This window comes from Enterobacter sp. JBIWA003, assembly GCF_019968825.1.
Lineage (GTDB): Bacteria > Pseudomonadota > Gammaproteobacteria > Enterobacterales > Enterobacteriaceae > Enterobacter > Enterobacter quasiroggenkampii.
Genome location: NZ_CP074170.1, coordinates 2033767 through 2058458, shown reverse-complemented (window position 1 = coordinate 2058458; position 24692 = coordinate 2033767). Strand labels below are relative to the sequence as shown.

The window sequence follows — 24692 nt, the reverse complement described above, 5'->3', positions numbered from 1 at the left end:
AAAATCTAAAAAATTGTACATTTTAGATGTACAGATTTGAAAATTATGTATACCTTAAATGTAACGTTACTGATTACAAAATTTTACAGGAGCGAAACATGCAGCAGAAAGGTTACGTCGCAGATTCCGCAGCAGCAATCGCACAGTACTTCGAAAAGGCCGCGCTTCCTACCCAGCAGGAAACGCTGGGCCAGGTGGTTGTTGAAATTCTCAGCGACGGGCGAAACCTTAATCGCAAATCGCTTTGTACAAAATTGCTGAGTCGCCTCGAAAAGGCCGACGGCCCGGAAGAGGAAGAGCATTACCACATGCTGCTTGGTCTGCTCTTCGAACGGTAAGGATATGAATAGCAGTAACGCAGACCGACTGATAGACCAGCTTATCGGTGAAGCCGTTCTCTCTCTTCTGAAAGAGCGGGGACCGGTGACAACTGAAGGCTTGCTACAGCGTCTGCGGGTCATGAAAGAACATGAAAAGGATCCCCAGCGGCGGGAGACACTTGCGGTGGTGATTGCCGAGATCGGCTCAAACAGCACCGCCTTTACACGTCGCAGAACCGCGCAAGGACGAACGAAAAGAGAGGGATCTCTCAACGATACCCGAGACAATGTTGTGCCGTTATTTGGAAGTGGAAAACCGTCCGATCCCAAAAAAATACATTGACTGCAATTTAACAGCTACGGTGAGAACAAATGAGACAAAATATTCAGCTTCAACCCGAATACCACTCTGCTTTTTTAGACAGTGCGCTGGCGGAGTATTTCCGCCATGCAGGCGATCGTTTTGCTGAAGAGTCCGCTATTTTTTCTACTGCAGTACGCTGTGTTCTGGCCTCCGAAGGGCATTTGTCCAACAAGGCGATCATCCTCTGGCTCATTCAGACGCTGGAAGCCACCAACGACGTGGTTCAGGCGGATGTGATTCGCAAGACGCTGGAAATCGTGGTGGGTTACACGATGGACGATCTCTGAGTTCCTGCTCGCCACGCCCCCTAACGTGTCATCGTCAAAACTGACGATCGGCCTGACGATGACACGCGCCCTCCCCGCATAACGCCCTGTAATCCACGCAAAACCAACCTGGCACGGTTCCTGCTTACCTCCGTATACGGGACTGGGTTTCCAGTCAACTTTGCTTCATTTCTTAACAGGTCTGTTATTGATGAAAAAGATCGCCAGCGTCTGCCCGTACTGCGGTGCAGGCTGTAAATTGAACCTTGTCGTTGAAAATAACCGTATCATCCGTGCCGAAGCGGCAGCGGGAGTCACAAACCAGGGCACTTTATGTCTGAAAGGATTTTACGGCTGGGACTTCCTTAACGATACCCGTCTGCTCACCCCTCGCCTCACCCAGCCCATGATCCGCTACCGCAAAGGCGAAGCCTTCACCCCCGTTACCTGGGAAGAGGCGATCCGCTACACCGCCCACAGGCTCAGCAGTATTAAAGCGCAGCACGGGCCGCGGTCGATCATGACCACCGGCTCCTCGCGCGGAACCGGCAATGAAACCAACTATGTGATGCAAAAGTTTGCCCGCGCGGTGCTGAACACCAACAACGTGGACTGCTGTGCGCGCGTCTGTCATGGCCCGTCCGTCGCCGGTTTACAGGAAACGCTCGGTAACGGCGCGATGAGCAACTCCATTAGCGATATTGAAAACTCAAAATGCCTGCTGGTCTTTGGCTATAACTGCGCGGACTCCCACCCTATCGTCGCCCGCCGCGTGCTCAAAGCACGTGAAAACGGCGCAAAAATTATCGTCTGCGATCCGCGGCATATTGAAACGGCGCGTATTGCCGACCAACATCTGCAGCTGAAAAATGGCAGCAACATGGCGCTGGTGAACGCCTTTGGCTATGTGCTGCTGGAAGAGGAGCTGTACGATAAAAGCTACGTGGCGCGTTTTACGGAGGGGCTTGAGGCCTACCGCCAAACGGTAAAAGACTATGCGCCGGAGCAGGTCGAACATCTTACCGGCATCCCCGCCCGTGACGTTCGCCAGGCAATGCGCACCTTCGCGGCGGCCCCTTCCGCCACCGTGATGTGGGGGATGGGCGTGACCCAGTTTGGACAGGCTGTGGATGTGGTCAAAGGGCTGTCCAGCCTGGCGCTGCTGACCGGGAATCTCGGTCGCCCTGCCGTTGGCGTCGGGCCGGTGCGCGGTCAAAACAACGTCCAGGGTGCCTGCGATATGGGCGTTCTGCCGAATATGTTCCCCGGCTATCAAGATGTGACCGATCCCGCGGTCAGGCAGAAGTTCGCCGACGCCTGGGGAATTGACGTCAATGAGATGGACGATCGCGTCGGGACGCGCATTACCGAAGTGCCGCACCTTGCGCTGGAAGGCAAGGTTAAGGCCTATTACATCATGGGAGAAGATCCGCTTCAGACCGAAGCCGATCTTGGCCTGGTGCGCAGCGGTTTTGAGGCGCTCGATTTTGTCGTGGTTCAGGACATCTTTATGACCAAAACGGCAGAGGTGGCGGACGTTCTGCTCCCGGCCACGTCCTGGGGTGAACACGGCGGCGTCTTTACCTGTGCCGATCGCGGCTTCCAGCGTTTTGGCAAAGCCATCGACGCCAGCGGCAACGTGAAGCGTGACTGGGAGATCATCAGCCTGCTCGCCACCGAGATGGGCTATCCGATGCATTATGACTCCAACCAGCAGATCTGGGATGAGATGCGCGCACTGTGCCCGCTCTTCTTCGGCGTGACGTATGAAAAAATGGGCGAGATGGGCCACGTGCAGTGGCCCTGCCCGACGCTGGATCACCCCGGTACGCCGTACCTGTACAAAGACAATCAGTTCGACACGCCGAGCGGTAAAGGGCAACTCTTTGCCGCACCGTGGCGCGCGCCGGCGGAAACCCCGGATGCGGATTTCCCGCTGGTGCTGTGTACGGTACGCGAGGTGGGACACTACTCCTGCCGCTCCATGACCGGGAACTGCGCCGCGCTTCAAAGCCTGGCCGACGAGCCGGGTCGGGTGCAAATGAACCCTGCCGATGCAGAAAAGCTGGGCATTACTGACGGGCAGCTGGTCTGGGTACGTTCACGTCGCGGGAAAGTGATTACCCGCGCCAGCATCAGCGAGCGTATCAACGCCGGGGCCGTCTATATGACCTATCAGTGGTGGATTGGCGCCTGCAACGAGCTGACCCAGGACAACCTCGATCCCATCTCCAAAACCCCGGAAACGAAGTACTGCGCGGTGCAGCTGGAGGCGATTGAGGACCAGCGCTGGGCGGAAGATTTTGCCGCGTCGACATATCAGTCCATGAAGTCGCGGCTGATGAGTGCGGCGAACGTCTGAGGAAAATGCCGGGTGCCGTAACCGTCACCCGGCGACAAAACAGCGCCTGCGCCCTTTTCTCCCTGTTACACATCCTGCCCCGCTAAATGGTCACGCAATTTGTTCGGGTGGGCGTTCTTTTCAACCATTCGGTGAATCAGCACCATAAGTTCGAAATCATTACGCAGATCGAATTTTTGCATCAGTAAATACTTATGCGTGAATATCGTTTTGTTACTCGTCCTGAGCCTATTCGCAATCTGTGCTATCGATAACCCTTTGTATAAATTCACCGAAAGACGAATCTGCTGCGTCGATAATATTTTATGCGGGCAGTGGAAGCAGTCTTTATGTTTCCAGCGATAATCCGGCAGTTGCGTACGGTACCATGCAAGAAAGAGTCTCTCGCTTACCCGATCCAGCGGGGCCCGGCGGGAGATGAAAATCATATCCTGAAAACAGGATGAAAATTCAGTGAAGCGCCGTTCGTCATCGACCATCCCAATTAAGATCCCTTTTTTTCTCGCTTTTAATTCAGGAATACAGGTCAGCGCTTCACCCGGGCATAAAGAGAGGATAACAATATCGGCGCTATTGACGCTGTCAAAAGTAAACTCAATGCCAAAATTAACCTGATATCTAAAATTATGCAGGAAGAAATCGACAAGAAAATATTGCAGGCCATTTTTTAAAAAAGAATCCGGTTCTTTAATCAGAATATTCAACATAGCGGTTACCGACATCTGCAAATAAAAGGATAACACACGCACGAGCCGATCAGTTGTATTGCATCGTCATGACCACGACGGCACTGATGCTCCCCGGCGTCGCGCTCCCGGTAACAGAGTTGACCGATGCCAGCAGGGCTATCGTCGCGGTTCTGTCTGCTGAGATGGCCTGCGTAATCTGAGTCCCGGTTCCCTTTAAAGCACCGGTAGCGGCATCGTTCATCGCTATTGCGACGTGAGTGGCCGAACCGCTGTTCATATAGTAACCCGCCCCTGCGATGGGATCGGGGTTTCCGGTAAATAAGACCGTCACGCTGCGCGTACCCGCAGGGCACTGGGTAAACATCAGGTTAAAAGGCACAGGTTCGGAAGACGATCCCGGGGTTGCCATATTGGATGCCTGAATATTGCCGAGATTAACATCCAGATTGTTATTTCCCCCATTAAATACACAGGGAGAGGCAACAATATTACCGGTGACGCTGACGTTAATGGTATCCGCTGCAATGAGATTGCCGCTGATTAATGCCGCGGTGAACGCTGCCGTGCGCAAAATATTCATCGTCATTCCCTTTACTGGTATGTCAAATTTAAGGTTGCTGACGCATTTGCTGTGCCGGGTTCTACCGTCGTTTGCGTCTGATAATAACGCGCCGTTAAGGGGAACGCTTCCAGGCCACCCGCCGCGGGCTTTAACGGCAGACGCGTATTGAGCGTGAGAGGCGTACCGTTATAGAGCAGCTGAACGCCGACGCCTTTCGCCGTGCCGGTATTCCCTTGCCCAGTAAGCGCCAGCACGCTCGTCGCCGCAATGTCGGGATTCTGAATACCGCTGATTGACACGTTGACGTTAGCCCCCGCATCGCAGTTAAGCCCGAGATTCTGGGTATTCTGGGCGCCCACCGGCGTGGTGCCCACCGTTGCGCCAAACGCCGCGGCAGAAATATCCCCTATCGGAAACGTCAGTTGCGGCGTCGTAATCGTGCAGGCAAGCACGTTAATCGTTCCGCCCAGCAGGGTCGTCGTCAAACCATCACGATATACACCATCGCTCCCCTGCAGCGTCACCACACCCAGTACCCCCGGCGTCAGCGAACCGGACGCAACCGGTCCGGTGACGATAAGTTCTACTTTACCGCCCCACCACTCGACATAACTTGCCTGCGCAGTATAGGAAAAGGTATTAGCCGGGTTTTCAAAATAATTACCCGATGAAAAACGTATTCCAATACCGCTGACGTTAGTGTCTTAGACATGATTACCGTAGGTACTCGGCGTGGCATTAAGGTAGCGCATGCTAAAACCCAGCATTAACGGATTGGTACATCCCGTTAAATAGGAACCGGTTAGCGTTGCATTACGCGAAAACAGGACGGTCCCAACGGCGACGTCGCGTTGCACCGTAATTGTACCGACAGACAAGGTTGAGTCCTGTGGCGTGATCGTCGTGCAGGTTCCTGCATGGGCACTATTCCAGCCTGCGGCAATGCTCAGAAGGAATAGCATGTTCATTAAGCGCATTTTAAAATCCTAAAGGCAATTGACGTTGATTTCTGTTATTCCGCCGGAAGGCGACGGCGGTGTAAGCACGTACGGGGCGCGGCATTGCCGATCGCGTTCCGCTCCCCACGTAACAAAGACGGTGCCCTGTGTATCCAGCCCGGTGAGATAAACCTGGCCTTTATCACCCACAATGAAGCTGCTTCTCTCGACGCCTTTCAGGCTCGCAATCGCGCCAAAGGGAACGCCATGGCCGTTGTGCATAACATTGAACAACGCACGTCGCCCCACTTTTGCCTTATAGTCGGCCATCACCATTGCCCCTCGCGTCGGCGTCACCGTCCGGGTATTGATATCCAGCTCAACCTCATCCGGCAGGCTTTCCGGGGCAAGGGTGATGTCATTTTTACGATAAACGGCGAGGTTACTGACCACCGTATATCCCCGGTAATCCGTTCTGACTCCCGGCTGATTGCGAATATCCACGCCGTGCGCGCCCGGTGCGCGAATCAGAGCATTAGTCTCGCCCAGGGGCTGCGAAAGCGTGATCCCTTCTCTGTGGGCAATAATGCCGCCCTGCAGGCCATAATTAAGCCGCTCGCTGTTCCTGTCGTAGCTATAGCCCGCGGTAACTTCGCCGTAGGTTCCCTTATAATCACCGTTCACATTACCCGTATAGCCGACGCCATCCGACCCGTAGCCTTGCTGCACGTTCCAGTTCAGCGCGTGGTTTTCCAGCGCCACGCCGTTCAACCCGAGGTTGTGCGTGGTGCCGTTATTCTTGCTGGCGCTCACGCCATAGTTCGTCCAGGTCTGCGGTAAAAATTTGTCGAGAGGAATACTGACGTTAAAAGCCAGCAGCCGATCGCTGTCGTATCGCTTATCACCCGCACTGCCGTTTTTACTGTAGGTCCAGGTGAGTCCGTAACTGATGTTATGCCAGGCGTTGTTGTAACCCAGGGTGTAGGACGCCATCGTCTGACCCGAATTCCAGTAGTCTTCACGGGCCGCGCTCAGCGTCAGCGAACCAAGATTACCGCCCAGCGTCTGGCTCATCGTCAGCTCGGCCCGGTTGCGACGCCGGTCCTGAAGCGCACTGCTGTCACCGTACGAATCCAGTACCTCCTGCATGCCGTAGTAGCCGGACGTGGAATAGCGGTAGCCCGCAATCGAAAATTGCGTCCCCGTTCCGATCACGCTTTTGCTGTACCGCGCGCGCCAGGATTGACCGTTGGATTTATCACTGCCCTGCGGGGTGGACCAGGCCTGGGTCATGTCCGCAGAAATGGCACCGAAATCCCCCATATTCTTCCCGACGCCCAGTGCGAAAGACTGGTATTTGTTCGACGCCTGCAGCCCGCCATAAATCGTGAGTCCATACGGCAGACCATAGATCCCGGTGATTTGCCCGAAGGGTGTCTTCTCAACGCTGCCGTTATAAGAACGATACTGCCCTCCGGTCACCGCATATTTCAGGCGCCCTTCACGCTGCAAAACCGGTAATGACGCGTACGGCAGGGTAAAATGTTGCTCGCTGCCATCGGCCTCTTTAACGGTGACGTCCAGATCCCCGGCGCCTCCCGTCGGGTACATATCGGTAATTTCAAATGCCCCAGGCGCCACGTAGGTCTGATAAATCTGATAGCCATTTTGCCGCACCACCACCTGGGCATTGGTGCGCGCGATACCCCGCACCACGGGTGCATAGCCTTTCAGCGAATCCGGGAGCATGTCATCATCCGAAGCCAGCTGTCCGCCGCGAAACGGCATACTGTCGAACACGTCTGCTGGTGCCGAGCTATCCCCCAGGGTGAGCTGCGCGTTGAGCGGAATAATGGCCCGCTGCGCGTAGGTGTAGACGGTATCCCATTTGTCCTGCCCGGTCTCATCCCCGGACCAGGTGGTGTAATTCCGCACTCGCCACGGCCCAACGTTCAGACCCGGGCGCAGGTTGGCATATTGACTGTCGCTGTTTTTACTCTCGTTTTGTTTCGCCCGGCTGCTTGCACCACTCAGGCTGTAGTTCAACATGACGGCGGCGATCCCTTCATCCCAGAGCGCTGGCGAAACATACCCACGTGCAGGCAGGTCAATGGCGGCCTGAGGAATGCTGATAATCAGTCGCTGCGCGGCGAACTGAAAATCCGTGCTGGCATGAGGGATAGCCTGCAGGTTGACGCAGGACGTGCCCTGGTTCGCTAAGTCGGGAAAAAGCGCGGTTTTGACGCCCCATTTATTTAGCTGTTCAAGACTCAGACAGGGCTTAAGGCTATCGCCCTCCTGTCCGCCGTTTACGGAGATGAAGTCAATATCGCTGGTCTCGATGAGCTGGTCGTCAAGAATGATGTCAACATGGTATTTCCCTGGTGCCTGCGAACCTGATTCAAAAGCAGTTAAATCAGCTTTATCTGCGCCCGGATTGTCCAACTCAACCAGTTCAGCGTTGAACGACTCACGGGCATCAACAGTCTGCATTGTATTGACCAGCGCGAAGGCGATACAGATCGCCAGACGCGCAGGCTGCATTTTTTTAGTTTTCGTTGCCATCATCATGAACCTGACTCGAAACGAGGAGCACCGCTTTTAATAAATTAAAAGCTGGCCTGATGTATTATTCCGGGGCTGCCGTAATCATTAATAACTTTGAATGAAATATGACTGCCACTGGCTCCTGCGGGTAAGGTAAATGCCGCCATTGCGCCGGGCACCACCCAGGAGACCTCATCCAGCTTTTTATCGCCGATGCTTATTTCATTAAAATTGATGACATAGGGCGTTGGATTGGTGACCAGAAGTTTATCCCCGCTACGCGACCAGGTTAATTTATTCGCTTGCTCTTCCGGTGTGGATGTCTTCAGACCTGTCGGGCGATAAATAAGCTTAATGCGCGTTTTGACGGCAATTTGCAGTGAGTTTGTCTGCTTCGAGGCAGACGGTATCGCTTTAATATTCAGCCAGAAAAGACTCTCTTTATCCTGAGGTAACGAACCCGAGAACAAAATGCGCTCAATGTTTTGCTGCCCCCCATCCAGTCGATATAACGGAGGCGTAACAATAAAAGGTGCTTTATTAGCATTACCCTCCGGCATCTCAACCCAGGACTGAATTAAATAAGGCACGCTGTCTGCATTGTTAATGCTGATTGATGCCTCTTTTTTCCCGCCATCAAAAATGACGCGGGTCCCGCCAATAATGACCCCGGCATAAGCATGCGAAAACGATGCAGAGAGGATGACCGCGATGAGCAGGGTCTTGCTAATAAAATGCATGTTACACCTCGTGAAACACGGGGGCAGTGAATGCCCCCACGCAGAACCGCGTTGAACTGGTTCAGGTTCTGCTTAATGACTAGTTATAAACAACGGAGAAATTAGCTACGGAGTTGGCAGGGCCGGCCGTCACCGATGACGCGGTTGAAATATACTGCGCGTAGAAATTCAGCGTATTATCTGCGGTACTGCTGAGCGTATAGCTATAGCTGTTGCTGCCGTGTAAAGGCAGATCCGCTTTATCTGCGGTCATCAAATTGATGGCAACACCCGTTGCCGCACCGGCGACGGAGGTATCAATAGCCAGCAGATCGGCGTTGGTCAGATCGGGGGTACCGTCAAAACGCACTTTGGCACTGGTGACCGTGGACGGGCAGTTCTTCAGGACAATATCGAATTTCGCTGCCGCCGTTCGGGAACCCGTCGCCGTAAATTCTGATTTATTGTAATCGCCCAATACCACCACCTGATTTTGAGAGGAAACCGCAACATCGCAGGCAGAGTCCAGGATGTTACCATTAAAATTGACGGTTCCTGCAGCAGCGAAAGCGTTGCCCATCATTAAGGCGGCCCCCGTCGCAGCCATCGCTAAAATAACGTTCTTTTTCATAATCTTTATTATCCTGATTTAGGGAATAACTTTATTTATTATTAACACTCATGCAGCAGAAAGCTGATGAATACATCAATGTGAATTCATTTGTTTTTTATTAAAGCCATAAGCTCTTTCTGACTGGCTGGTTAAAATTTATATAATCATACGGGTGAATACAACGTTTAGATGGTCTAGCTGTAGACTTTGATTTAACGAAAAAACAACATTCCTTTCAGGAAATACTTAAGCCATGCTGTCCTGGTCTATTAATAGACTATGAAATCTTTTTGTTTATATTCAGTCTGTTAGATTACAACGACTCAATGGTCTACTTTTAGACCTCGTCGAAACATTCCCTGACCCCTTCATTTTTAAGATAATTCTTCCCACAGTTCAAAAAACGATCGGACCCGTAGTCGCCGTGAGGTATCTTATGAATACGCGTTTAACCCCTCCACTGAATCACCAGGAATCAACTGTTCTGGGTTTAAAACCGCTTAGCCATATAGACGCCCTGATTAAATCAGTGGTACCTGCGGCGGACAGAATAATTATCAGCCGAGGGGAAACCGTACATTATTATAAAGATGAGATTCGCCAGTGCTTTTTACTTCTCCAGGGGAGTGTGGCGCTTCATCGTCGCGGTGATGGTATTGTTTTAAACTCTGAATCTGCGCCTTTTATTCTTGGCGTCAGCAGCCAGTTTTCTTCGGAACATCTGTATGTCAGGGCCCTTGAGACGGCAGAAATAGCCCGAGTGCCGCTGGAGACGTTTAATCAGATCGTTGGGCAGCAGGATTTATGGGAGCACTTTTCAAAGCTGCTGATTTATACGGCCTCGCGGGTGTATGAGCACTGCGCGCAAATATCGCAAATGTCTGCTTACGACATCATTCGTTTCCAGCTTGTTGAGCTAATGCAGGAACCCGATGCCATACGGCAAAATACAACGGCGGCCGCGTATATCAAAAGCCGTACCTATCTTTCGCGTAGCGGAATTATGCGCATTCTTGCAGAACTGCGGACCGGGAAGTACATCACCATGGAGCGTGGGGTACTGCTTGACATTCACCATCTGCCCCGCAAATATTGACAGCCAGCGTGCCTGAAACCAGGAGAAGCGCTATAATTAGCCAGGTTATTTTTAAGGCTGTCGGCAACCATGTCCCTTCCAGAAAAGTCTCAACGGGGTTCCCCCTACGCGCAAGAACTTATTTCACACCTGTTACCTGATTGCACAACGCGACATATCGCCCGCGGCGAGCGGCTGGACCTGCAGGTCAACGGTCAGGGCATGTGCTATTTAATTCTTGAGGGAACCGTCGCCATCTACAGAAAAAACGATGACAGGATGCTGTCTACGGCTCGCAGCCCTGCCGTCTTCGGCCTCGCGAACCTCACCGATATCTATTTTAATGATTATCTTAAGACCGTCAGCCCGTGTCTGATCGGGACGCTCACCACCGAACGGGTGAATGCCATTATTAAAGAGAAGGCGCTTTGGGGGCTGCTCTCTCAACAGCTCGTGTATGTCTATAGCCGTCTTTATAACAACGTGATGCCGCAGGGCGCGCCCACGGCGTATGAGATGATTCGCCAGCAGCTCATAAAACTGATGGATGAAGATGAGAGCTATCGCGGCAGCGTGACGGCGGAAAGGTATATCAGGGAGAAAACCCAGCTCTCCCGCAGCGGCGTGATGCGCATTCTGGCGGATTTAAAAACCGGCGGATTTATCGAAATGGAAGAAGGCAGGCTTATTAAAATCAACAAGCTCCCCGCTAAATACTGAACGTCAGACACAAAAAAGGCCGCTCTTGCGGCCTTTTCAACATTACTCTCTCAATGGACGTGAACGCCCAACCGCCAGGCAAAGTAGATCTCTTCTTTCAGCTCATTCGAAGAGAGCGCCAGCAAATCTGTAAATTCCAGCTCAAGCTGTTTCAGCTTTTTCAGGTACTGCGCCGGGGACAGATTGCTCTTATCGCGACGTAAATATTCAATTGCCAGCTGTGTTGGGGTTATTTCAGTATCCATGATGTCCTCGCTTATGTACAAAACCTGACCAGTATATCACAACCCACTGACTAGTTTTTGACCAAAGGCAAAACATCTGAAAACTTTACACGACCGCCGTCGTCAGCCGCGACGAGCAGCACAGGCGATCCTGCTCGTCGAGAATGTCAATCTGCCATACCTGATGGCGGCTACCGGCGTGCAGCGCGCGGCAAACTCCGCGCACGCGCCCGCTGCGTACCGAGCGGATATGGTTAGCATTCACCTCGAGTCCGACCACCTTCTGCTCCCCTTCGGTACAGAGATATCCCGCCACCGAGCCCAGGGTTTCGGCCAGCACGACGGACGCCCCGCCGTGCAATAAACCAAACGGCTGATGCGTGCGACGATCGACGGGCATGGTGGCCTCGATATCATCGTCGCCAATGCGGGTGAACTGGATATCCAGCAGCCCCACCATATTCCCCTCGCCCATGGCGTTCAGCGCCTGCAGCGTCACGGCACGTTTCCAGATCATCCAATTATCTCCAGTAAAGCCTGCAATGGGTGACGTACACCGTTACCCTCTACCCGTTTCACCTGGCTTCGACAGGAGTAGCCCGTCGCCAGACAGCGGTTTCGCGGCAAACGCTGCATCGCCTGATGCCAGGACAGCTCATAGATACCGAGCGAGTTGGCGTGGTTTTTCACTTCGTGCCCGTAGGTGCCGGCCATGCCGCAGCAGCCCACGCTGACGCTTTCCAGCTTCGCGCCGAAGCGGGCAAAAACGGAGGCCCACTGCGCGGGGGCACCCGGCAGCGCGGTGACTTCCGTGCAGTGTCCGAACAGATACCACGGCTCGCCGCTGACATCCTGTACAGCTTTGCCTTCCAGGGCCATCGGCAGCCACTCGTGCACCAGCATGACGTGGAAATCACCGCGCTTGTCGCCCAGCGTCTGCTTGTATTCATCGCGATAGCACAGCACCAGCGCCGGGTCGACGCCGACCATCGGTATCGCGAGTTGCGCCACGCGGTTTAAGAAGTCAGCGGTTTTCTGCGCGGTCTTCGCAAAGCGCGTCAGGAAGCCTTTAATGTGCTGCGCCTTACCGTTGGGTGAGAACGGCAGGACCACCGGCTGATACCCCAGCTTTTCGGTCAGGCGGATGAAATCCGCCACGACCTGGGCATCGTAGTAGCTGGTAAACGGATCCTGCACCACCAGCACCACCTTCGCTTTTTGCTCAGGCGTGAGTGCCTCCAGCTGCTCCAGGGTCATGTTCGCCGAGCGATGCCCGACGAGCTGGCGCTGCAGAGACGGCACCGACAGCAGCGGCAGATCGACCATGCCGATATGTTTTTCGGAGAGCTTGCGCACCAGCGGCTGGTTGATAAAGAAGTTGAAGGTCTTCGGCGCGCGCGCCATCAGCGGCGCGTAGCTTTCCACCGTCGCCACCAGATGGTCGCGAACCGGGCGGAGGTAGCGGGTGTGATACAGCTGCAGGAAGCGCGAGCGGAATTCCGGCACATCGATTTTAATCGGGCATTGGGTTGAGCAGGCTTTACAGGCCAGACAGCCGGACATCGCCTCTTTCACCTCATGGGAGAAATCATACTCGCCCTTGTTGGCATGCCAGCTGTTGCGGGTGCGTTCAATCAGCGAGCGCAGGCTGGCCCGTTTTTCCGGAAGCTGCTGCTCCAGCCTGAGCGGGTCAACCCCGCGATCGGCCAGCAGACGCAGCCATTCACGCACCAGCGTCGCCCGCCCCTTTGGCGAGTGGATACGGTTGCTGGTGATTTTCATTGACGGACACATCGGGCTTTTCACATCAAAGTTAAAGCACAGGCCGTTGCCGTTACACTCCATCGCGCCGCGCCAGGAGGAGCGCACCGCAATCGGGATCTGTCTGTCGTATGTGCCGCGCTTGACGGCATCCACCTGCATCATTGGCGCGTCCACGCCTTCAGGCGGGCAGATTTTGCCCGGGTTGAGGCGGTTATGCGGGTCGAAAGCCGCCTTCACCTTGCGCAGCTCCGCATAGAGCTGTTCGCCGAAGAATGCGGGGCTGTATTCCGCGCGGAATCCTTTCCCGTGCTCTCCCCAGAGCAGACCGCCATATTTGGCAGTTAAGGCCACTACATCGTCGGAGATCTGCTTCATCAGGATCTCCTGCTGCGGGTCGCACATATCCAGCGCCGGACGCACGTGCAGTACCCCGGCATCGACGTGGCCGAACATGCCGTAGCTCAGGCCGTGGCTGTCCAGCAGGGCGCGAAACTCGACGATATAATCCGCCAGATGCTCAGGCGGCACGCAGGTATCTTCGGCAAAGGGAATCGGCTTCGCCGCCCCTTTCGCATTGCCGAGCAGGCCCACGGCTTTTTTACGCATCGCATAGATACGCTCAATCCCGGCCAGATCGTTACAGAGCTGCCAGCCGATCACGCCGCCTTCGCCCTGCGCAATCAGCTCATCCAGCCGCTGGCAGAGCGTGGTGACCTGGCTCTCAATCAGCGCCGCATCGTCGCCGGCAAATTCCACGATGTTAAGACCGAGCATCTCTTTATCCGGCACGTCGGTAATGAGATCGCTGACGGAGTGCCAGACAATATCTTCCCGGGCCAGGTTAAGCACTTTGGAGTCAACCGTTTCCACCGACAGCGCTTTCGCTTCCACCATAAACGGCGCATTGCGCAGCGCGGAATCGAAGGAGTCATATTTGACGTTCACCAGACGACGCACCTTCGGCAGGCGGGTGATATCCAGCCGCGCCTCGGTGATAAACGCCAGCGTCCCTTCAGAGCCGGTGAGCACGCGGGTTAAATCAAACTGGGTCAGGTCGTCGTTAAAGACGTGACGCAGGTCGTACCCGGTCAGGAAGCGGTTCAGTTTGGGGAACTTATCGAGAATAAGCTGGCGGTTGTCGCGGCAGCGCTCCAGCACGGTACGATAGATGCGTCCGCTGGCCGTGTTATCTTTGCCCAGTGTTTCCGCCAGTTCGACCGGCATCGGCTGCGTATCGAGAATATCGCCGCCCAGCAGAACGGCACGCACGCCCAGCACGTGATCGGAGGTTTTGCCGTAGACCAGCGAGCCCTGACCGGAAGCATCAGTGTTGATCATCCCGCCGAGGGTCGCGCGGTTACTGGTGGAAAGCTCCGGAGCAAAAAAGTAACCGTAAGGCTTGAGGTACTGGTTAAGCTGATCTTTGATGACGCCCGCTTCGACCCGCACCCACCCCTCTTCCGGGTTGATCTCAATGATGCGGTTCATATAGCGCGACATATCAACAATGATGCCCTGGTTCAGCGCCTGACCATTGGTCCCGGTGCCGCCGCCGCGCGGCGTAAAGACCAGAGAGGCAAAGCGCTCCTGTGTGGCCAGCCGGGCAATCAGCGCCACGTCAGCCGTTGAACGAGGGAAAACGACGGCATCGGGAAGAAGCTGGTAAATACTGTTATCGGTCGCCATCGTCAGCCTGTCGGCATAGTTCGTGGCGGTATCACCTGTAAAACCCTGTTGCTCCAGTGCTTGCAAAAAATTAAGCACCAGCTGAACGACGCCAGGTGCCTGAGAAATCTGTGGGATCATGACTGTCGACCCTAATTAGAGTTGTATATACACGTCATCCTTCGAGCTGCCTCTGCGTTGGCTGCGTCTGCTCACCCCAGTCACTTACTTCAGTAAGCTCCTGGGGATTCTCAGACTTGCCGCCTCGATGCAACTCGAATGATTTTGTGTATAAAATCGTTTGCGTTGTGTCTGGAAAGTTTTATCACATTTTTTTCTTATAATCTCTGCCGAATTACAGGCAAAATCCGCCTGTCAAAAACCGCTGAGATCATCAATGATTAGAGAGACGCGGTTTTCCGTTCCCGCCAGCCACGCTGGCGTTCTTTTAAGGAAAGTTTCATTTATGGTCAATCTTCGCCAGCCCAGGGATGTTGCGCAAATTTTGCTGTCGGTGCTGTTCCTGGCCCTCATGATTATTGCGTGTCTGTGGATTGTTCAACCCTTTATTCTCGGCTTCGCCTGGGCCGCGACCGTTGTCGTTGCCACGTGGCCTCTGCTGCTGCGTTTACAGAAGCTGCTGTTCGGCCGCCGCGGGTTAGCGGTGCTGGTCATGACGCTCCTGCTGTTCCTGCTGTTTATTATTCCGATTGCCCTGCTGGTGAATAGCCTGGTGGATTCCAGTGGCCCCGTTATTCGCGCTATTAGCAGCGGTGACCTGACGCTGCCGGATCTCGCCTGGCTGAACAGCATTCCGGTGGTGGGCGCCAAGCTCTACAGCGGCTGGCATAGCCTGCTGGAGATGGGCGGCAGCGCGCTGATGGCAAAAGTCCGCCCGTACATTGGCACGACCACGACCTGGTTTGTGGGTCAGGCGGCGCATATCGGCCGGTTTATGATGCACTGTACCCTGATGCTGCTCTTCAGCGCCTTGCTCTACTGGCGCGGCGAGCAGGTGGCTTTAGGCGTTCGTCACTTTGCCACCCGCCTGGCGGGCAAACGGGGTGACGCGGCGGTTTTACTGGCTGCGCAGGCCGTGCGCGCGGTGGCGCTGGGCGTGGTGGTGACCGCGCTGGTGCAGGCGGTGCTGGGCGGTATCGGTCTGGCGATTTCCGGCGTACCGTACGCCACCGTGTTCACCGTGGTCATGCTGATGACCTGTCTTGCGCAACTGGGACCGCTGCTGGTGCTGGTCCCTAGTATTATCTGGCTGTACTGGACGGGTGATACCACGTGGGGAACGGTGCTGCTGGTCTGGAGCTGCGTGGTCGGCACCATGGATAACGTCATTCGTCCGATACTCATCCGCATGGGTGCTGACCTGCCGTTGATCCTGATCCTCTCCGGGGTCATTGGCGGACTGATTGCCTTTGGCATGATAGGCCTGTTTATTGGCCCGGTACTGCTCGCCGTCACCTGGCGTCTGTTCTCCGCCTGGGTACATGAAATTCCGCCTCCGGGAACAGACCCGGACGTGATTTTGAGCGAACTGGAAGAGCTGGAAGAGAAGAACACGCATTAAGTTTTTTTGCCGGGTGGCGCTAACGCTTACCCGGCCTACATTCCCCCTCACAATACTTTAACGCTGCTAAAGTATTTATTCGTTGCTCACTGGTCAGACCCGCCTTTTTTGCTCTAAGTCCGCTATTCACCTTAAAAAATCTTTACGTCTCTTTAACTATTGAGACGAATCCGATCGACGCTAAAAGATGACATGCCTACTATTAGGACACGGTTATAGATCAACACCTTGATTTATAAGCATGGAAATCCCCTGAGTGAAACAACGAATTGCTGTGTGTAGTCTTTGCCCATCTCCCACGATGGGCTTTTTTTTTGTCCTGATTTCAGGCATCAGGCCAGCAATGACGGCATTTCAAGGATTTAGCACGTTGAGGGTATGCGATTACCTGTGTGCCGTTTGTGTACCATTTGTGTGCTACAGGCGTAAATCAGGCGAGTGTTACAACAATTTTCAGTATTGGTATATGGAGTGGCGCATTCAAGCCCCAATATCAAAAAACCGTTAGAGAACTAATCAGATGGGTAGAAAGTTCAGTTGCTCTCATCTGATGCGAAACAAAGCAAAATCTTACTTGCCTAACTTAAGACTATCCACCTATCGTAATATCATATACTTAGAAGTTAGTTGCAATAATTAAATAAAATTCATACTGATGGGGTTTCTTTAAGTATAATGTACGATGTAATATTTTCCCATCATGAATCTTTCTGTTAGCTAAATTAAGGGATTGAAATTAACCATGAATGAAATTGAATTGGATTATGGTGCAATCACTCTTGATAACTCCATTCTCAAAAGTGAGGGTTATAAGTTTTATGAAGGAATGCTTGCCCAAATGAGTCAATTTAAAGATAGCCCCGTTAAGGTTATCCAAACAGACATAGTTCATAACGAAGCAATAAATCATATCAGTCAAGAACTATCTAGAGCAAGATCAACAATTGAGCAAGCGTTAAGATCAGCGAATAAGCAACTTAAGATTAAAAATGATGATATTGACAAAGCTAGAGAAATATTATCTGTAGAAGGTAGCGAGGAAGAAATTGCAGAGCAACAGTTAGATAATTATTATACATTTATTGGTGCTGAAAAATTAGATTCTTCAGAGCATGCCAATTTATCCGTCCTAATGGACATGTACTTCTCCACCGAACCCCCTTTCGAAACGGGCAAAGACAAAAAGAATGAGTTTCCAGATGCAATCGCACTGTTATCTGTTGAGGGTTGGGCAGAATCTAACGATCTAAATATTATTGCCGTAAGTCAGGATAACGGATGGAAAGAGTTTTCTGAAAATTCAAACCGAATCACAGTAGTATCATCATTAGCAGAAGCCTTAGAAAAATTCCAGCCGCATAATAAAGTAGCAAGCATAATCGCTCATATTAGAGAAGATTCATTGTTAGACACAGAGAATCATGTGCTTAAAGAAATTGAAGATGCCATCATTGATAGCTTAGATGGTGAATATATTTCAATCGAAGCAGATTCATTCATGTATTATGAGTGGGATGATGTCAATGTTTCTTATGTGGCACATACTTTGGATGATGATAAAGAAGGATTGGTTAAAATCCGTGTGGTACGAATAGATGATGAATCAATAGTTCTAAAAGTTGGTGCAACCGTTGAGGTTGAAGTGGAAGCGAGCTTCAGTTTTTCCATAAAAGATTCAATTGATAGAGATTACGTAAACATGGGTGGAAATGTATGCACTACAACAGAGTCATATCATACAGACATTTTATTAACCCTTGCAGGTGATTTTAGTCAGGGATTTGATGATATCGAGGTTTCTGAAATTGAAGTCCTTGAAACTATCAGCGAGGCAAGATTTGGTGAGATTGAACCAGACTGGAGAAATGATTATGATGAAAATGACTAGGTAGTATGAAAAACAACATTTTCTCTTTTATATAATTCAGTGCCCTGCAAAAGGGCACTTTAGAGCATGGTTGATTTCATTAAAATATTTAGCGTGTTGACCAGTTCCCCATGGTTTTGTTTAACCCGCCCTGACGGTTGGATTTTACGTTTTGATTTTTGACGTAGTCCGACAGGAATTTATCAAGCGCATTAGCAAGTTTTTGCGCATCACCAGTTGTTGCACTGTTTTTGCTATCTACCCCGCCCTTATTGCCGTTATCGTTGATAGTAATGTTGATTACTGGCGCTGTTGAACCCAAACCACCACCTAAACGACTTGCGCCCAATTTAGGGATATCAGGAACCGCAAAAGTATTAGTAGCCGCCACAGGTGCGCCGGAAGCGCCACCACCCGAACTAAACCCCATTAAACCGCCAACATAGTCATTAAATGGTTTTACCAACCAATTACCAACCATATATTTTTCTTCCATAACGGCGATATCTTTAAAGAATTTTTCAAAATCCAATGTTCCGGTTGTCAAGAAATCAGTTAAATCATCCGTCATTAAATCAAGTGATTTAGACCAGATTTTTTCTTGCTGCGCCGCGACATTATCGAACCTTTCATCATATTCTTTCCAGCCAGCTTTCATCCCCGCTATAGCTGAATGAAGATTTTTTTCATAATCTTCAAATCCGCTTTCACTGGCTTTCAATGCAGCATTGCGCTGCTGTGTGATTTTTGCAATCTCTGAATCAAATGCAGAATTATTTGCATCCTTACCCTGACGACGGCGTAATTCGTTAACCCTATCAATCATTTTATCAAACTGCTGATTAATCTGGTCTTGCCCTTGCTGGAAATCATACGCATCTTTAGTTAGGTTACTAAATGGCTGATTTTTTGCATCCCATCGCTTATTGATAGAATTAATTATTGATTGCGATTGTTCATCAATACCATAAATTGAGTTTTTCAACTGGCTTAAAGCACGCGCTGCACGTTCCGCTGATTTTTCCGCTTCCGTTTTTCCTGAGTGAGTCCGGTATGATGGATGCAGAAAAGCGGTAAAATCATGATAGGCTTTCGTATGGCTTAAATCTGGTGATTTAATGGAATCCATAGATGCTTTTATTGCATCTTTCGCTTGTTCGTTTGCTGATTTAATTTTATTAACATGCACATCAATTCGATGTTGATAATCAAGCGTATCGCCTCCACCTGCGCCAATTTGTCCCAGCGCCATAAAATCCAGTGACTTTTGCCACCAGCTTTCACCATCCAATTCATGTTGTTCTTTTTGTGCTTCACGCGCCTGATTTTGCGCACCCTGCAACAACTGACTAATCATATCAGCGCCAGCAGCTTTATAATTACCGCTTTGAATATCTTTATTTACTTTATCTAGCAGGCCATCACCCATTTTATAAAGAGCGGCATAACCTTTTGTTGCATCGGTTTGTGTTTCTGCAAGGATTTTTTCTAATGCTTCTGTTTGCTTATCACCAAATTCCTGCTGATATTGCAAAAGGATGGAGCCATGTTGTTTAATAAAGTCAGAGCTTAATCCAGAGTTGAGAGCGTTAGAAACAAATTCCTCTTTGAGTTCTTTTGATGCGTCTTTAACGGTTTCAAGGCCATTAACAACTTCATCAATTTTGCCGGAAAACAAAGCGCCAGCATTACCGGATAAAATAGCGGATTGCTGCAAATCCTTCTGCGCTTGTGCGGCCTCCTGAATGCTTTCCGTTAGTGCCTCGATGCCCTCAACGGCTGCTGTAAGCCCCATGATAACGCCAGTACCAGCCCCCCCCCCATACCAGCCGCGCCTAAGAAGATTGACGCAGAACCTCGCAAATTAGCCCATCGCCCAGACATAATTTCATGTGACATTACGCCTAATTCGCGTTGTGCATTGTGATTTTCTTTAATGCCACTAACAAATTTAGACCACCATCCCTTACCAGCGCTTTCACCCGAATTAATAACCTCATTCGTAATTTCATTTTGTATAGAGCTAAAATCACGAACAATATTACCCATTTTTCCGCGCATCATTCCGTTAGCACCAGTGATTTTATTGACGGCATCAGATAAACCATTCGCGCTTTCCGTCACCCCCGTTGCAGCCTTAGCTAATTCATCAAGCCGTGTTGTTGCTGTTTCTACTTGTGATGTATCAACCGAAAAACCTAGTTCAGCATTGTCACCTGCCATTTTATTCACCTCTGATTTAATATTAATGTTACTTTGTTCGCTACGCTCACGCCCCTACGGGGCTGGTGGGTGAAGAAAAGGAAGTTTTTCTTGCACCATCACCATTCATTTAATTACTGAGTTAAATCTAGAATCCGCATCGGCGCATATGATGTGCATCGCGGCGCTGGCGTTCCTGTTTTTGCTGAAAATCGTGCTTCTGCTGCGCTTCTGCATCATGCAGCTTAATGATTTTAAATCGGCTGGTTGATTTATTTCCGGCTAATTGCTCATTACGTTTAGCCGCTGCATTTGCTGCTAGTTCACGCGTTTTATAAAAGATTAATCCTTTTGTGCTTCCTTTATAAAGCTGCGCAAGGCTGGGTGAAGTTTTTCCGGCCTCCACCAGCACCATAGACCATTTAATAAATCGCTCATCTATAATCATTGTTTATTACCCAATGTAACGTTAAGATAATCATGCACGCCCTGTTTAACCATATTTGCTATATCATTTCGCTGATTCATAGCGCGGCGTTGTTTAAGGGCTTCTGTTAGATTCCCTGACTTAAACAATTCTTTTGTATTATTCAAATCAGGTGCGACGATTTCACACAGAACATATTCATATTTATCTTTCTGCGCTGCGGGAATTGTTGCGTTCATTTTCCCAGAGTAGCGCATACCTTCAATATAATCCGTGAAAATACGTTTAGGTTTAACACCTTTATTTGCTACATTTTGGTCTGATGGAACATCTTCAACCCTTTCACCTTTACGCCAAAAAAAGACGCCATATTTTTTATCAGCCATTTTTGATTTCCTCTTTAAGAATCAGGAAAGCCCAAAACATTACAACCATGATAGCAATTGTCATGCCACACCTCCTTCAATTATTTAATTAATTAGATTGTGCACGTTCGATTGTAAGAGCATCAATCAGGGCTTGCGTTGATTGCATCTTTTCCAAAGTCTCACTTACTTTATTAACGTGACTATTAATCTTGTTTTCACCATTATCCCAATGTCCAAACCCCAAATTTGTAACTCCAATACGGTTTAAGTTTGAAACCTCATTATTATATTGATTTAGAAGATTTTGCATTCTCGATTGCAGCACCTGACTATATTCATTATCATCAATCATTCGGTTTTTATATTTTTGCTGATACATTTTAATTTTCCTATTTTTAAATTTAGATAAAAGAGTGTGCATAGAGTTTCCTCTTTGATTTTGTGAAGTTTAAATTGTATTTATCGTATTATTATTTTAAATTGAAATTTCTTTTGATAAGCGACTGATAAGCATCTTAATAATTGCATTTCTGCTTAGAGGAATCCCATTTTCTTTGTGATATTTATTTTTATAACTTTCAATTATCTCTATTTCATCATCTGACAGATATACAGCAACCTTATTCTTGCAGTTAGGCATGAATCATCCTCTTGTTGTGGCGATGAGTTCATTCTATTATATAGGTATAGTATCAACAAGGGTATTACACCTATATTCCATCTACACTCCATCTAAAGGATCAAATTATGATCAAGTCTGTCAACACATCGCCTATAAGCAAAGAAGAAGCACTCTCATTAGTCAATCAAGCCGCATCTAACCTATTGAAAGCAGAGGAAAGGTTAGATTACCTGACCAGAAAAACATATTTAATCCAAATAACAATCAATAATAAAATTTATTTTTTATGCGACGATGATTCTTTAAATGAAAAATTCGGCGGGGCAATTAAATTCAAACGAAAATGCGATGCACAACAAGAATTGATGTTTTGGCTGGAACGAATTGATGCGGTCGGGAATCCAAATATAAAATGTGAAATTGTGATTGAAAAACATTTGCTTAGAAATTTTATCTCACACACTAAAAAACAAATTAACAAATAACCTGCGATCTATTAATGGAACCGCTAATTACTATGTTGTCAGGGTGATTTAATCTAAACGCCCTGCTTTGAAATGGATAATCAAAATGAAAAAATACGTTGCCGCTTCTATGCTAATTTTTAGCATTCTAAGCATCACCGGATGTGCACAGCGAAGCGAAATCATAAAAAACTTAGATAAGCACTCATTAAATCGAGATGCACCTGAATTTATAAATGAAAGCGATGATGGATTTTACACCTGCACAAACGAACATGATGAGTCATTTAGCTTTACAATAAAAGGCCGATATCTAGCCCACGTTAAGCGCGTCGGGACGGGAATTGATGACAGTGCATTAAATGGTTATCAATATTGGGGAATACTAAAAGAGGAAAATCAAAATATAAGCGTTTATGGAATTATGGATTCAATATTTCCACCAGCATTAAAAATGCTTTATTTGGAAAAAGATAAATATGGACGATTCAAGGCTTTCGAAACCACTACTAGCCAGATTCCTCACCTCGCCAACTTCTACCAGTGCTGAACTAAACGACCGCATAAGGCAATCTGCGTGCCTCTATGCGGCATTCCCTATTCAGATCATCCAATCATACTTTCTTACCCTCAACGCTTACTGGCGATACGATTCCGGCGCAATCTCGCCACCTTGCACGGCATGGTTCTGTTACATCCATACCACCCGCAAGCAACAACCAGCGTGATCATTTAGTGATCGACGGCTTCACAGGAAGCATCAGGAGGCGTTTAGGCTCAAAGACATACAATCGCCTTACCTGATGGTTGTAAAGGCTATGATGAAGCACTGATGCACCCAGCCTCTCACTTAAAGTTTGCGTTCTGGCAAATCGCGTAAATTTCTTATTTCTTTTAAAATTGACTTCCTTAGGTAATAAAAAGCTCTATTTCTTACATGCTCTTCATTCTGAGTTAAATGATTTTTAACACCGTGTACTATTTTCGAACGCACTCGGTACATTTTTTTAAATTCATCTTTTATTTGTTTTCGCTCACTTATATTTCTTCCAATCAAGTAAGCACATCTATCGGCGAGACTGTTAGTTAATCCCCCTTCAGATTCATTATCACCAAAAATTGACTCAAGCCCCATGCACACTTGAATAAATGACATAGTATCATCTTCATTAATTTCCGCCTGAATAAACCAACCTATAGCTGATTTAACTCTAGTTGCTTCATCTGAATTATTATCTAAAAGTTCAGTGGCGACGGTTAGCGCAACCCTTACCATATCAATTGCAGCATCAGTTTTTAGCAAACTAAAATCTTCAGTTAATGCCAATTCATTTATATATTTGCTAACTGAAATAGGAAAGGAAAGATAACTATTAAAATAATCATACTTTTCACATAAAAGCCTCGCATCAACAGAAAGGAATTTTTTATGTTTATCCGATAAAATCTCTAATGCTGAAGGGATTTTATCATATGCTCTTGAGCTATATATGACTCCATTTTGCTTTAGCATGAACATCAAAATACTTAATGTTTGCAATGTTTCTTTTAAAAATAACTTTTCAGTGTCATATGAAAAGAAACCCCACATTGAAATTTTTATTTCTACAAATGATTCATAATTATCAGGTAATAAAGAGAAGATAAGACGTTTGCCTTCAGAAATTGTTACAGCAGTCCCAACCTTGTGGTAACCTAATGGTTTTAGCCATTCTAATGGAACAATTACATCATACTTTAATGGGGTTGCTAAATAGTGACCAAGTATATAACTTGCCAGCTCATCCTTTTGTGCTATTGACAATTCACTTAAAGATTGCTGGTCACCGTTTTTCTTTTTGAACTCCCTGGCAGCATCAAGATATATTAACTTACAAGAATATTTATCAAGTTGAAAGTCTTTATCTCTCTTGTTTAATTCTTTTGCGATAGATTCAAAAGGAGTCATATCGCATTTTATGCCTGAGAAGCCATAACCAACCAACGGGTCAGAAATTATTGTTTTAATATTTCCTGTGAGCTTTTTAATTGCGGCATCATTCATAAATTTCTCACCTTTATCAAATCCTATATATTTTTATGATTTTAAAACGAATTTAATCTAAATGATAGAATCAATATGTATCAAAATCATATAAACTCAGTTCGCTACGCTCACGCCCCTACGGGGCTGGTGGGTGAAGAAAAGGACGTTTTGAAACCACATTCTTTCCACCCACCAGCGCGGAGCGCAGCAAGGCGAAGCCGCAGCTAAAATCAAAATTAGATACCCGTCAAAATTCGTATTTGTTAACTAGTACAGAAATACAATTAATAACTATCACACGCACGC

General features: G+C 48.9%; 25 protein-coding genes, 1 other RNA gene and 1 pseudogene. 11 read left to right on the top strand and 16 right to left on the bottom strand.

Going from position 1 to position 24692, the window contains the following annotated elements; all coding sequences use genetic code 11:
• Nucleotides 1–98 precede the first annotated feature (98 nt).
• The 4 genes from ycgZ to fdhF all read left to right on the top strand — a co-directional run bounded on the left by ycgZ (nucleotide 99) and on the right by fdhF (nucleotide 3312).
• Entirely contained in the window at nucleotides 99–338 is a 240-nt protein-coding gene (gene ycgZ, locus KGP25_RS09830) for a regulatory protein YcgZ (RefSeq protein ID WP_008500634.1), read from the top strand.
• Nucleotides 339–342: 4 nt separating this feature from the next.
• Nucleotides 343–663, top strand: a complete 321-nt coding sequence (locus KGP25_RS09825; RefSeq protein WP_045910303.1) for a hypothetical protein — start codon at nucleotides 343–345, stop codon at nucleotides 661–663.
• 29 nt (nucleotides 664–692) lie between these two features.
• Entirely contained in the window at nucleotides 693–971 is a 279-nt protein-coding gene (locus KGP25_RS09820) for a biofilm development regulator YmgB/AriR family protein (protein ID WP_023327185.1), read from the top strand.
• 190 nt (nucleotides 972–1161) lie between these two features.
• The gene (gene fdhF, locus KGP25_RS09815; RefSeq protein WP_223540346.1) at nucleotides 1162–3312 is read left to right on the top strand and encodes a formate dehydrogenase subunit alpha; all 2151 of its coding nucleotides are present in this window, start codon (nucleotides 1162–1164) and stop codon (nucleotides 3310–3312) included.
• 65 nt (nucleotides 3313–3377) lie between these two features.
• Here the strand turns inward: fdhF and KGP25_RS09810 are convergent, their stop codons facing one another.
• The 6 genes and pseudogenes from KGP25_RS09810 to KGP25_RS09785 form a co-directional block, all read right to left on the bottom strand.
• Nucleotides 3378–4019, bottom strand: a complete 642-nt coding sequence (locus KGP25_RS09810; protein ID WP_223540345.1) for a LuxR C-terminal-related transcriptional regulator — start codon at nucleotides 4017–4019, stop codon at nucleotides 3378–3380.
• A gap of 49 nt (nucleotides 4020–4068) precedes the next feature.
• Nucleotides 4069–4581 (bottom strand): fimbrial protein, encoded by a 513-nt coding sequence (locus KGP25_RS09805; RefSeq protein ID WP_223540344.1) that lies wholly within the window; start codon nucleotides 4579–4581, stop codon nucleotides 4069–4071.
• Nucleotides 4582–4592: 11 nt separating this feature from the next.
• Nucleotides 4593–5540: pseudogene (locus KGP25_RS09800) on the bottom strand (fimbrial protein).
• A gap of 9 nt (nucleotides 5541–5549) precedes the next feature.
• Nucleotides 5550–8066 (bottom strand): fimbria/pilus outer membrane usher protein, encoded by a 2517-nt coding sequence (locus KGP25_RS09795; RefSeq protein ID WP_223540343.1) that lies wholly within the window; start codon nucleotides 8064–8066, stop codon nucleotides 5550–5552.
• 44 nt (nucleotides 8067–8110) lie between these two features.
• A complete protein-coding gene (locus KGP25_RS09790; protein WP_223540342.1) occupies nucleotides 8111–8788 on the bottom strand; it encodes a molecular chaperone in 678 nt (225 codons plus the stop codon).
• 79 nt (nucleotides 8789–8867) lie between these two features.
• A complete protein-coding gene (locus KGP25_RS09785) occupies nucleotides 8868–9398 on the bottom strand; it encodes a fimbrial protein (protein WP_223540341.1) in 531 nt (176 codons plus the stop codon).
• A gap of 418 nt (nucleotides 9399–9816) precedes the next feature.
• Here KGP25_RS09785 and KGP25_RS09780 point away from each other — a divergent pair, with 418 nt between their 5' ends.
• Together KGP25_RS09780 and KGP25_RS09775 are read left to right on the top strand one after the other, a co-directional pair.
• Nucleotides 9817–10476: a helix-turn-helix domain-containing protein gene (locus KGP25_RS09780; RefSeq protein WP_223540340.1), complete on the top strand. Its 660-nt coding sequence runs from the start codon at nucleotides 9817–9819 to the stop codon at nucleotides 10474–10476.
• Nucleotides 10477–10545: 69 nt separating this feature from the next.
• Complete coding sequence (locus KGP25_RS09775; RefSeq protein ID WP_223540339.1) at nucleotides 10546–11175, top strand: helix-turn-helix domain-containing protein; 630 nt, start codon at nucleotides 10546–10548, stop codon at nucleotides 11173–11175.
• Nucleotides 11176–11225: 50 nt separating this feature from the next.
• Here KGP25_RS09775 and KGP25_RS09770 read toward each other — a convergent pair whose 3' ends face one another.
• The 3 genes from KGP25_RS09770 to KGP25_RS09760 form a co-directional block, all read right to left on the bottom strand.
• Nucleotides 11226–11420: a YdiH family protein gene (locus KGP25_RS09770; protein WP_003857766.1), complete on the bottom strand. Its 195-nt coding sequence runs from the start codon at nucleotides 11418–11420 to the stop codon at nucleotides 11226–11228.
• Between the two features lie 85 nt (nucleotides 11421–11505).
• Entirely contained in the window at nucleotides 11506–11916 is a 411-nt protein-coding gene (menI, locus tag KGP25_RS09765; RefSeq protein ID WP_021241102.1) for a 1,4-dihydroxy-2-naphthoyl-CoA hydrolase, read from the bottom strand.
• Nucleotides 11913–14969 carry an FAD-binding and (Fe-S)-binding domain-containing protein gene (locus KGP25_RS09760; protein WP_063621431.1) on the bottom strand — a complete coding sequence of 1019 codons (3057 nt, stop codon included), beginning with the start codon at nucleotides 14967–14969 and terminating at the stop codon, nucleotides 11913–11915. Before KGP25_RS09760 ends, menI begins: the two co-directional genes overlap by 4 nt.
• 325 nt (nucleotides 14970–15294) lie before the next feature.
• Between KGP25_RS09760 and ydiK the strand changes: the two genes are divergently transcribed.
• The 3 genes from ydiK (at nucleotide 15295) to KGP25_RS09745 (ending at nucleotide 18298) form a co-directional block, all read left to right on the top strand.
• Nucleotides 15295–16410: an AI-2E family transporter YdiK gene (gene ydiK / locus KGP25_RS09755; RefSeq protein WP_045910283.1), complete on the top strand. Its 1116-nt coding sequence runs from the start codon at nucleotides 15295–15297 to the stop codon at nucleotides 16408–16410.
• A 209-nt stretch (nucleotides 16411–16619) separates the two neighbouring features.
• Nucleotides 16620–16727, top strand: an RNA gene (rprA, locus tag KGP25_RS09750) — antisense sRNA RprA.
• Nucleotides 16728–17152: 425 nt separating this feature from the next.
• Nucleotides 17153–18298: a PIN domain-containing protein gene (locus KGP25_RS09745; RefSeq protein WP_223540338.1), complete on the top strand. Its 1146-nt coding sequence runs from the start codon at nucleotides 17153–17155 to the stop codon at nucleotides 18296–18298.
• A gap of 88 nt (nucleotides 18299–18386) precedes the next feature.
• Here the strand turns inward: KGP25_RS09745 and KGP25_RS09740 are convergent, their stop codons facing one another.
• From KGP25_RS09740 to KGP25_RS09715, 6 genes are all read right to left on the bottom strand, one after another.
• Nucleotides 18387–20072, bottom strand: coding sequence for a phage tail tape measure C-terminal domain-containing protein (locus KGP25_RS09740; protein ID WP_223540337.1), 1686 nt, complete (start codon nucleotides 20070–20072; stop codon nucleotides 18387–18389).
• Nucleotides 20033–20500: a hypothetical protein gene (locus KGP25_RS09735; RefSeq protein ID WP_223540336.1), complete on the bottom strand. Its 468-nt coding sequence runs from the start codon at nucleotides 20498–20500 to the stop codon at nucleotides 20033–20035. The genes KGP25_RS09740 and KGP25_RS09735 overlap by 40 nt, the downstream gene beginning before the upstream one ends.
• Before the next feature lie 127 nt (nucleotides 20501–20627).
• Nucleotides 20628–20927, bottom strand: coding sequence for a hypothetical protein (locus KGP25_RS09730; RefSeq protein WP_223540335.1), 300 nt, complete (start codon nucleotides 20925–20927; stop codon nucleotides 20628–20630).
• Complete coding sequence (locus tag KGP25_RS09725; protein WP_223540334.1) at nucleotides 20924–21292, bottom strand: hypothetical protein; 369 nt, start codon at nucleotides 21290–21292, stop codon at nucleotides 20924–20926. The genes KGP25_RS09730 and KGP25_RS09725 overlap by 4 nt, the downstream gene beginning before the upstream one ends.
• Nucleotides 21293–21380: 88 nt before the next feature.
• Entirely contained in the window at nucleotides 21381–21695 is a 315-nt protein-coding gene (locus KGP25_RS09720) for a hypothetical protein (RefSeq protein WP_223540333.1), read from the bottom strand.
• Between the two features lie 54 nt (nucleotides 21696–21749).
• Entirely contained in the window at nucleotides 21750–21914 is a 165-nt protein-coding gene (locus KGP25_RS09715) for a hypothetical protein (RefSeq protein WP_223540332.1), read from the bottom strand.
• 107 nt (nucleotides 21915–22021) lie between these two features.
• Between KGP25_RS09715 and KGP25_RS09710 the strand changes: the two genes are divergently transcribed.
• The gene (locus KGP25_RS09710; RefSeq protein ID WP_223540331.1) at nucleotides 22022–22381 is read left to right on the top strand and encodes a hypothetical protein; all 360 of its coding nucleotides are present in this window, start codon (nucleotides 22022–22024) and stop codon (nucleotides 22379–22381) included.
• Between the two features lie 85 nt (nucleotides 22382–22466).
• Nucleotides 22467–22910: a hypothetical protein gene (locus tag KGP25_RS09705; protein WP_223540330.1), complete on the top strand. Its 444-nt coding sequence runs from the start codon at nucleotides 22467–22469 to the stop codon at nucleotides 22908–22910.
• Between the two features lie 300 nt (nucleotides 22911–23210).
• Here KGP25_RS09705 and KGP25_RS09700 read toward each other — a convergent pair whose 3' ends face one another.
• Complete coding sequence (locus KGP25_RS09700) at nucleotides 23211–24404, bottom strand: HEPN domain-containing protein (RefSeq protein WP_223540329.1); 1194 nt, start codon at nucleotides 24402–24404, stop codon at nucleotides 23211–23213.
• Nucleotides 24405–24692 lie beyond the last annotated feature (288 nt).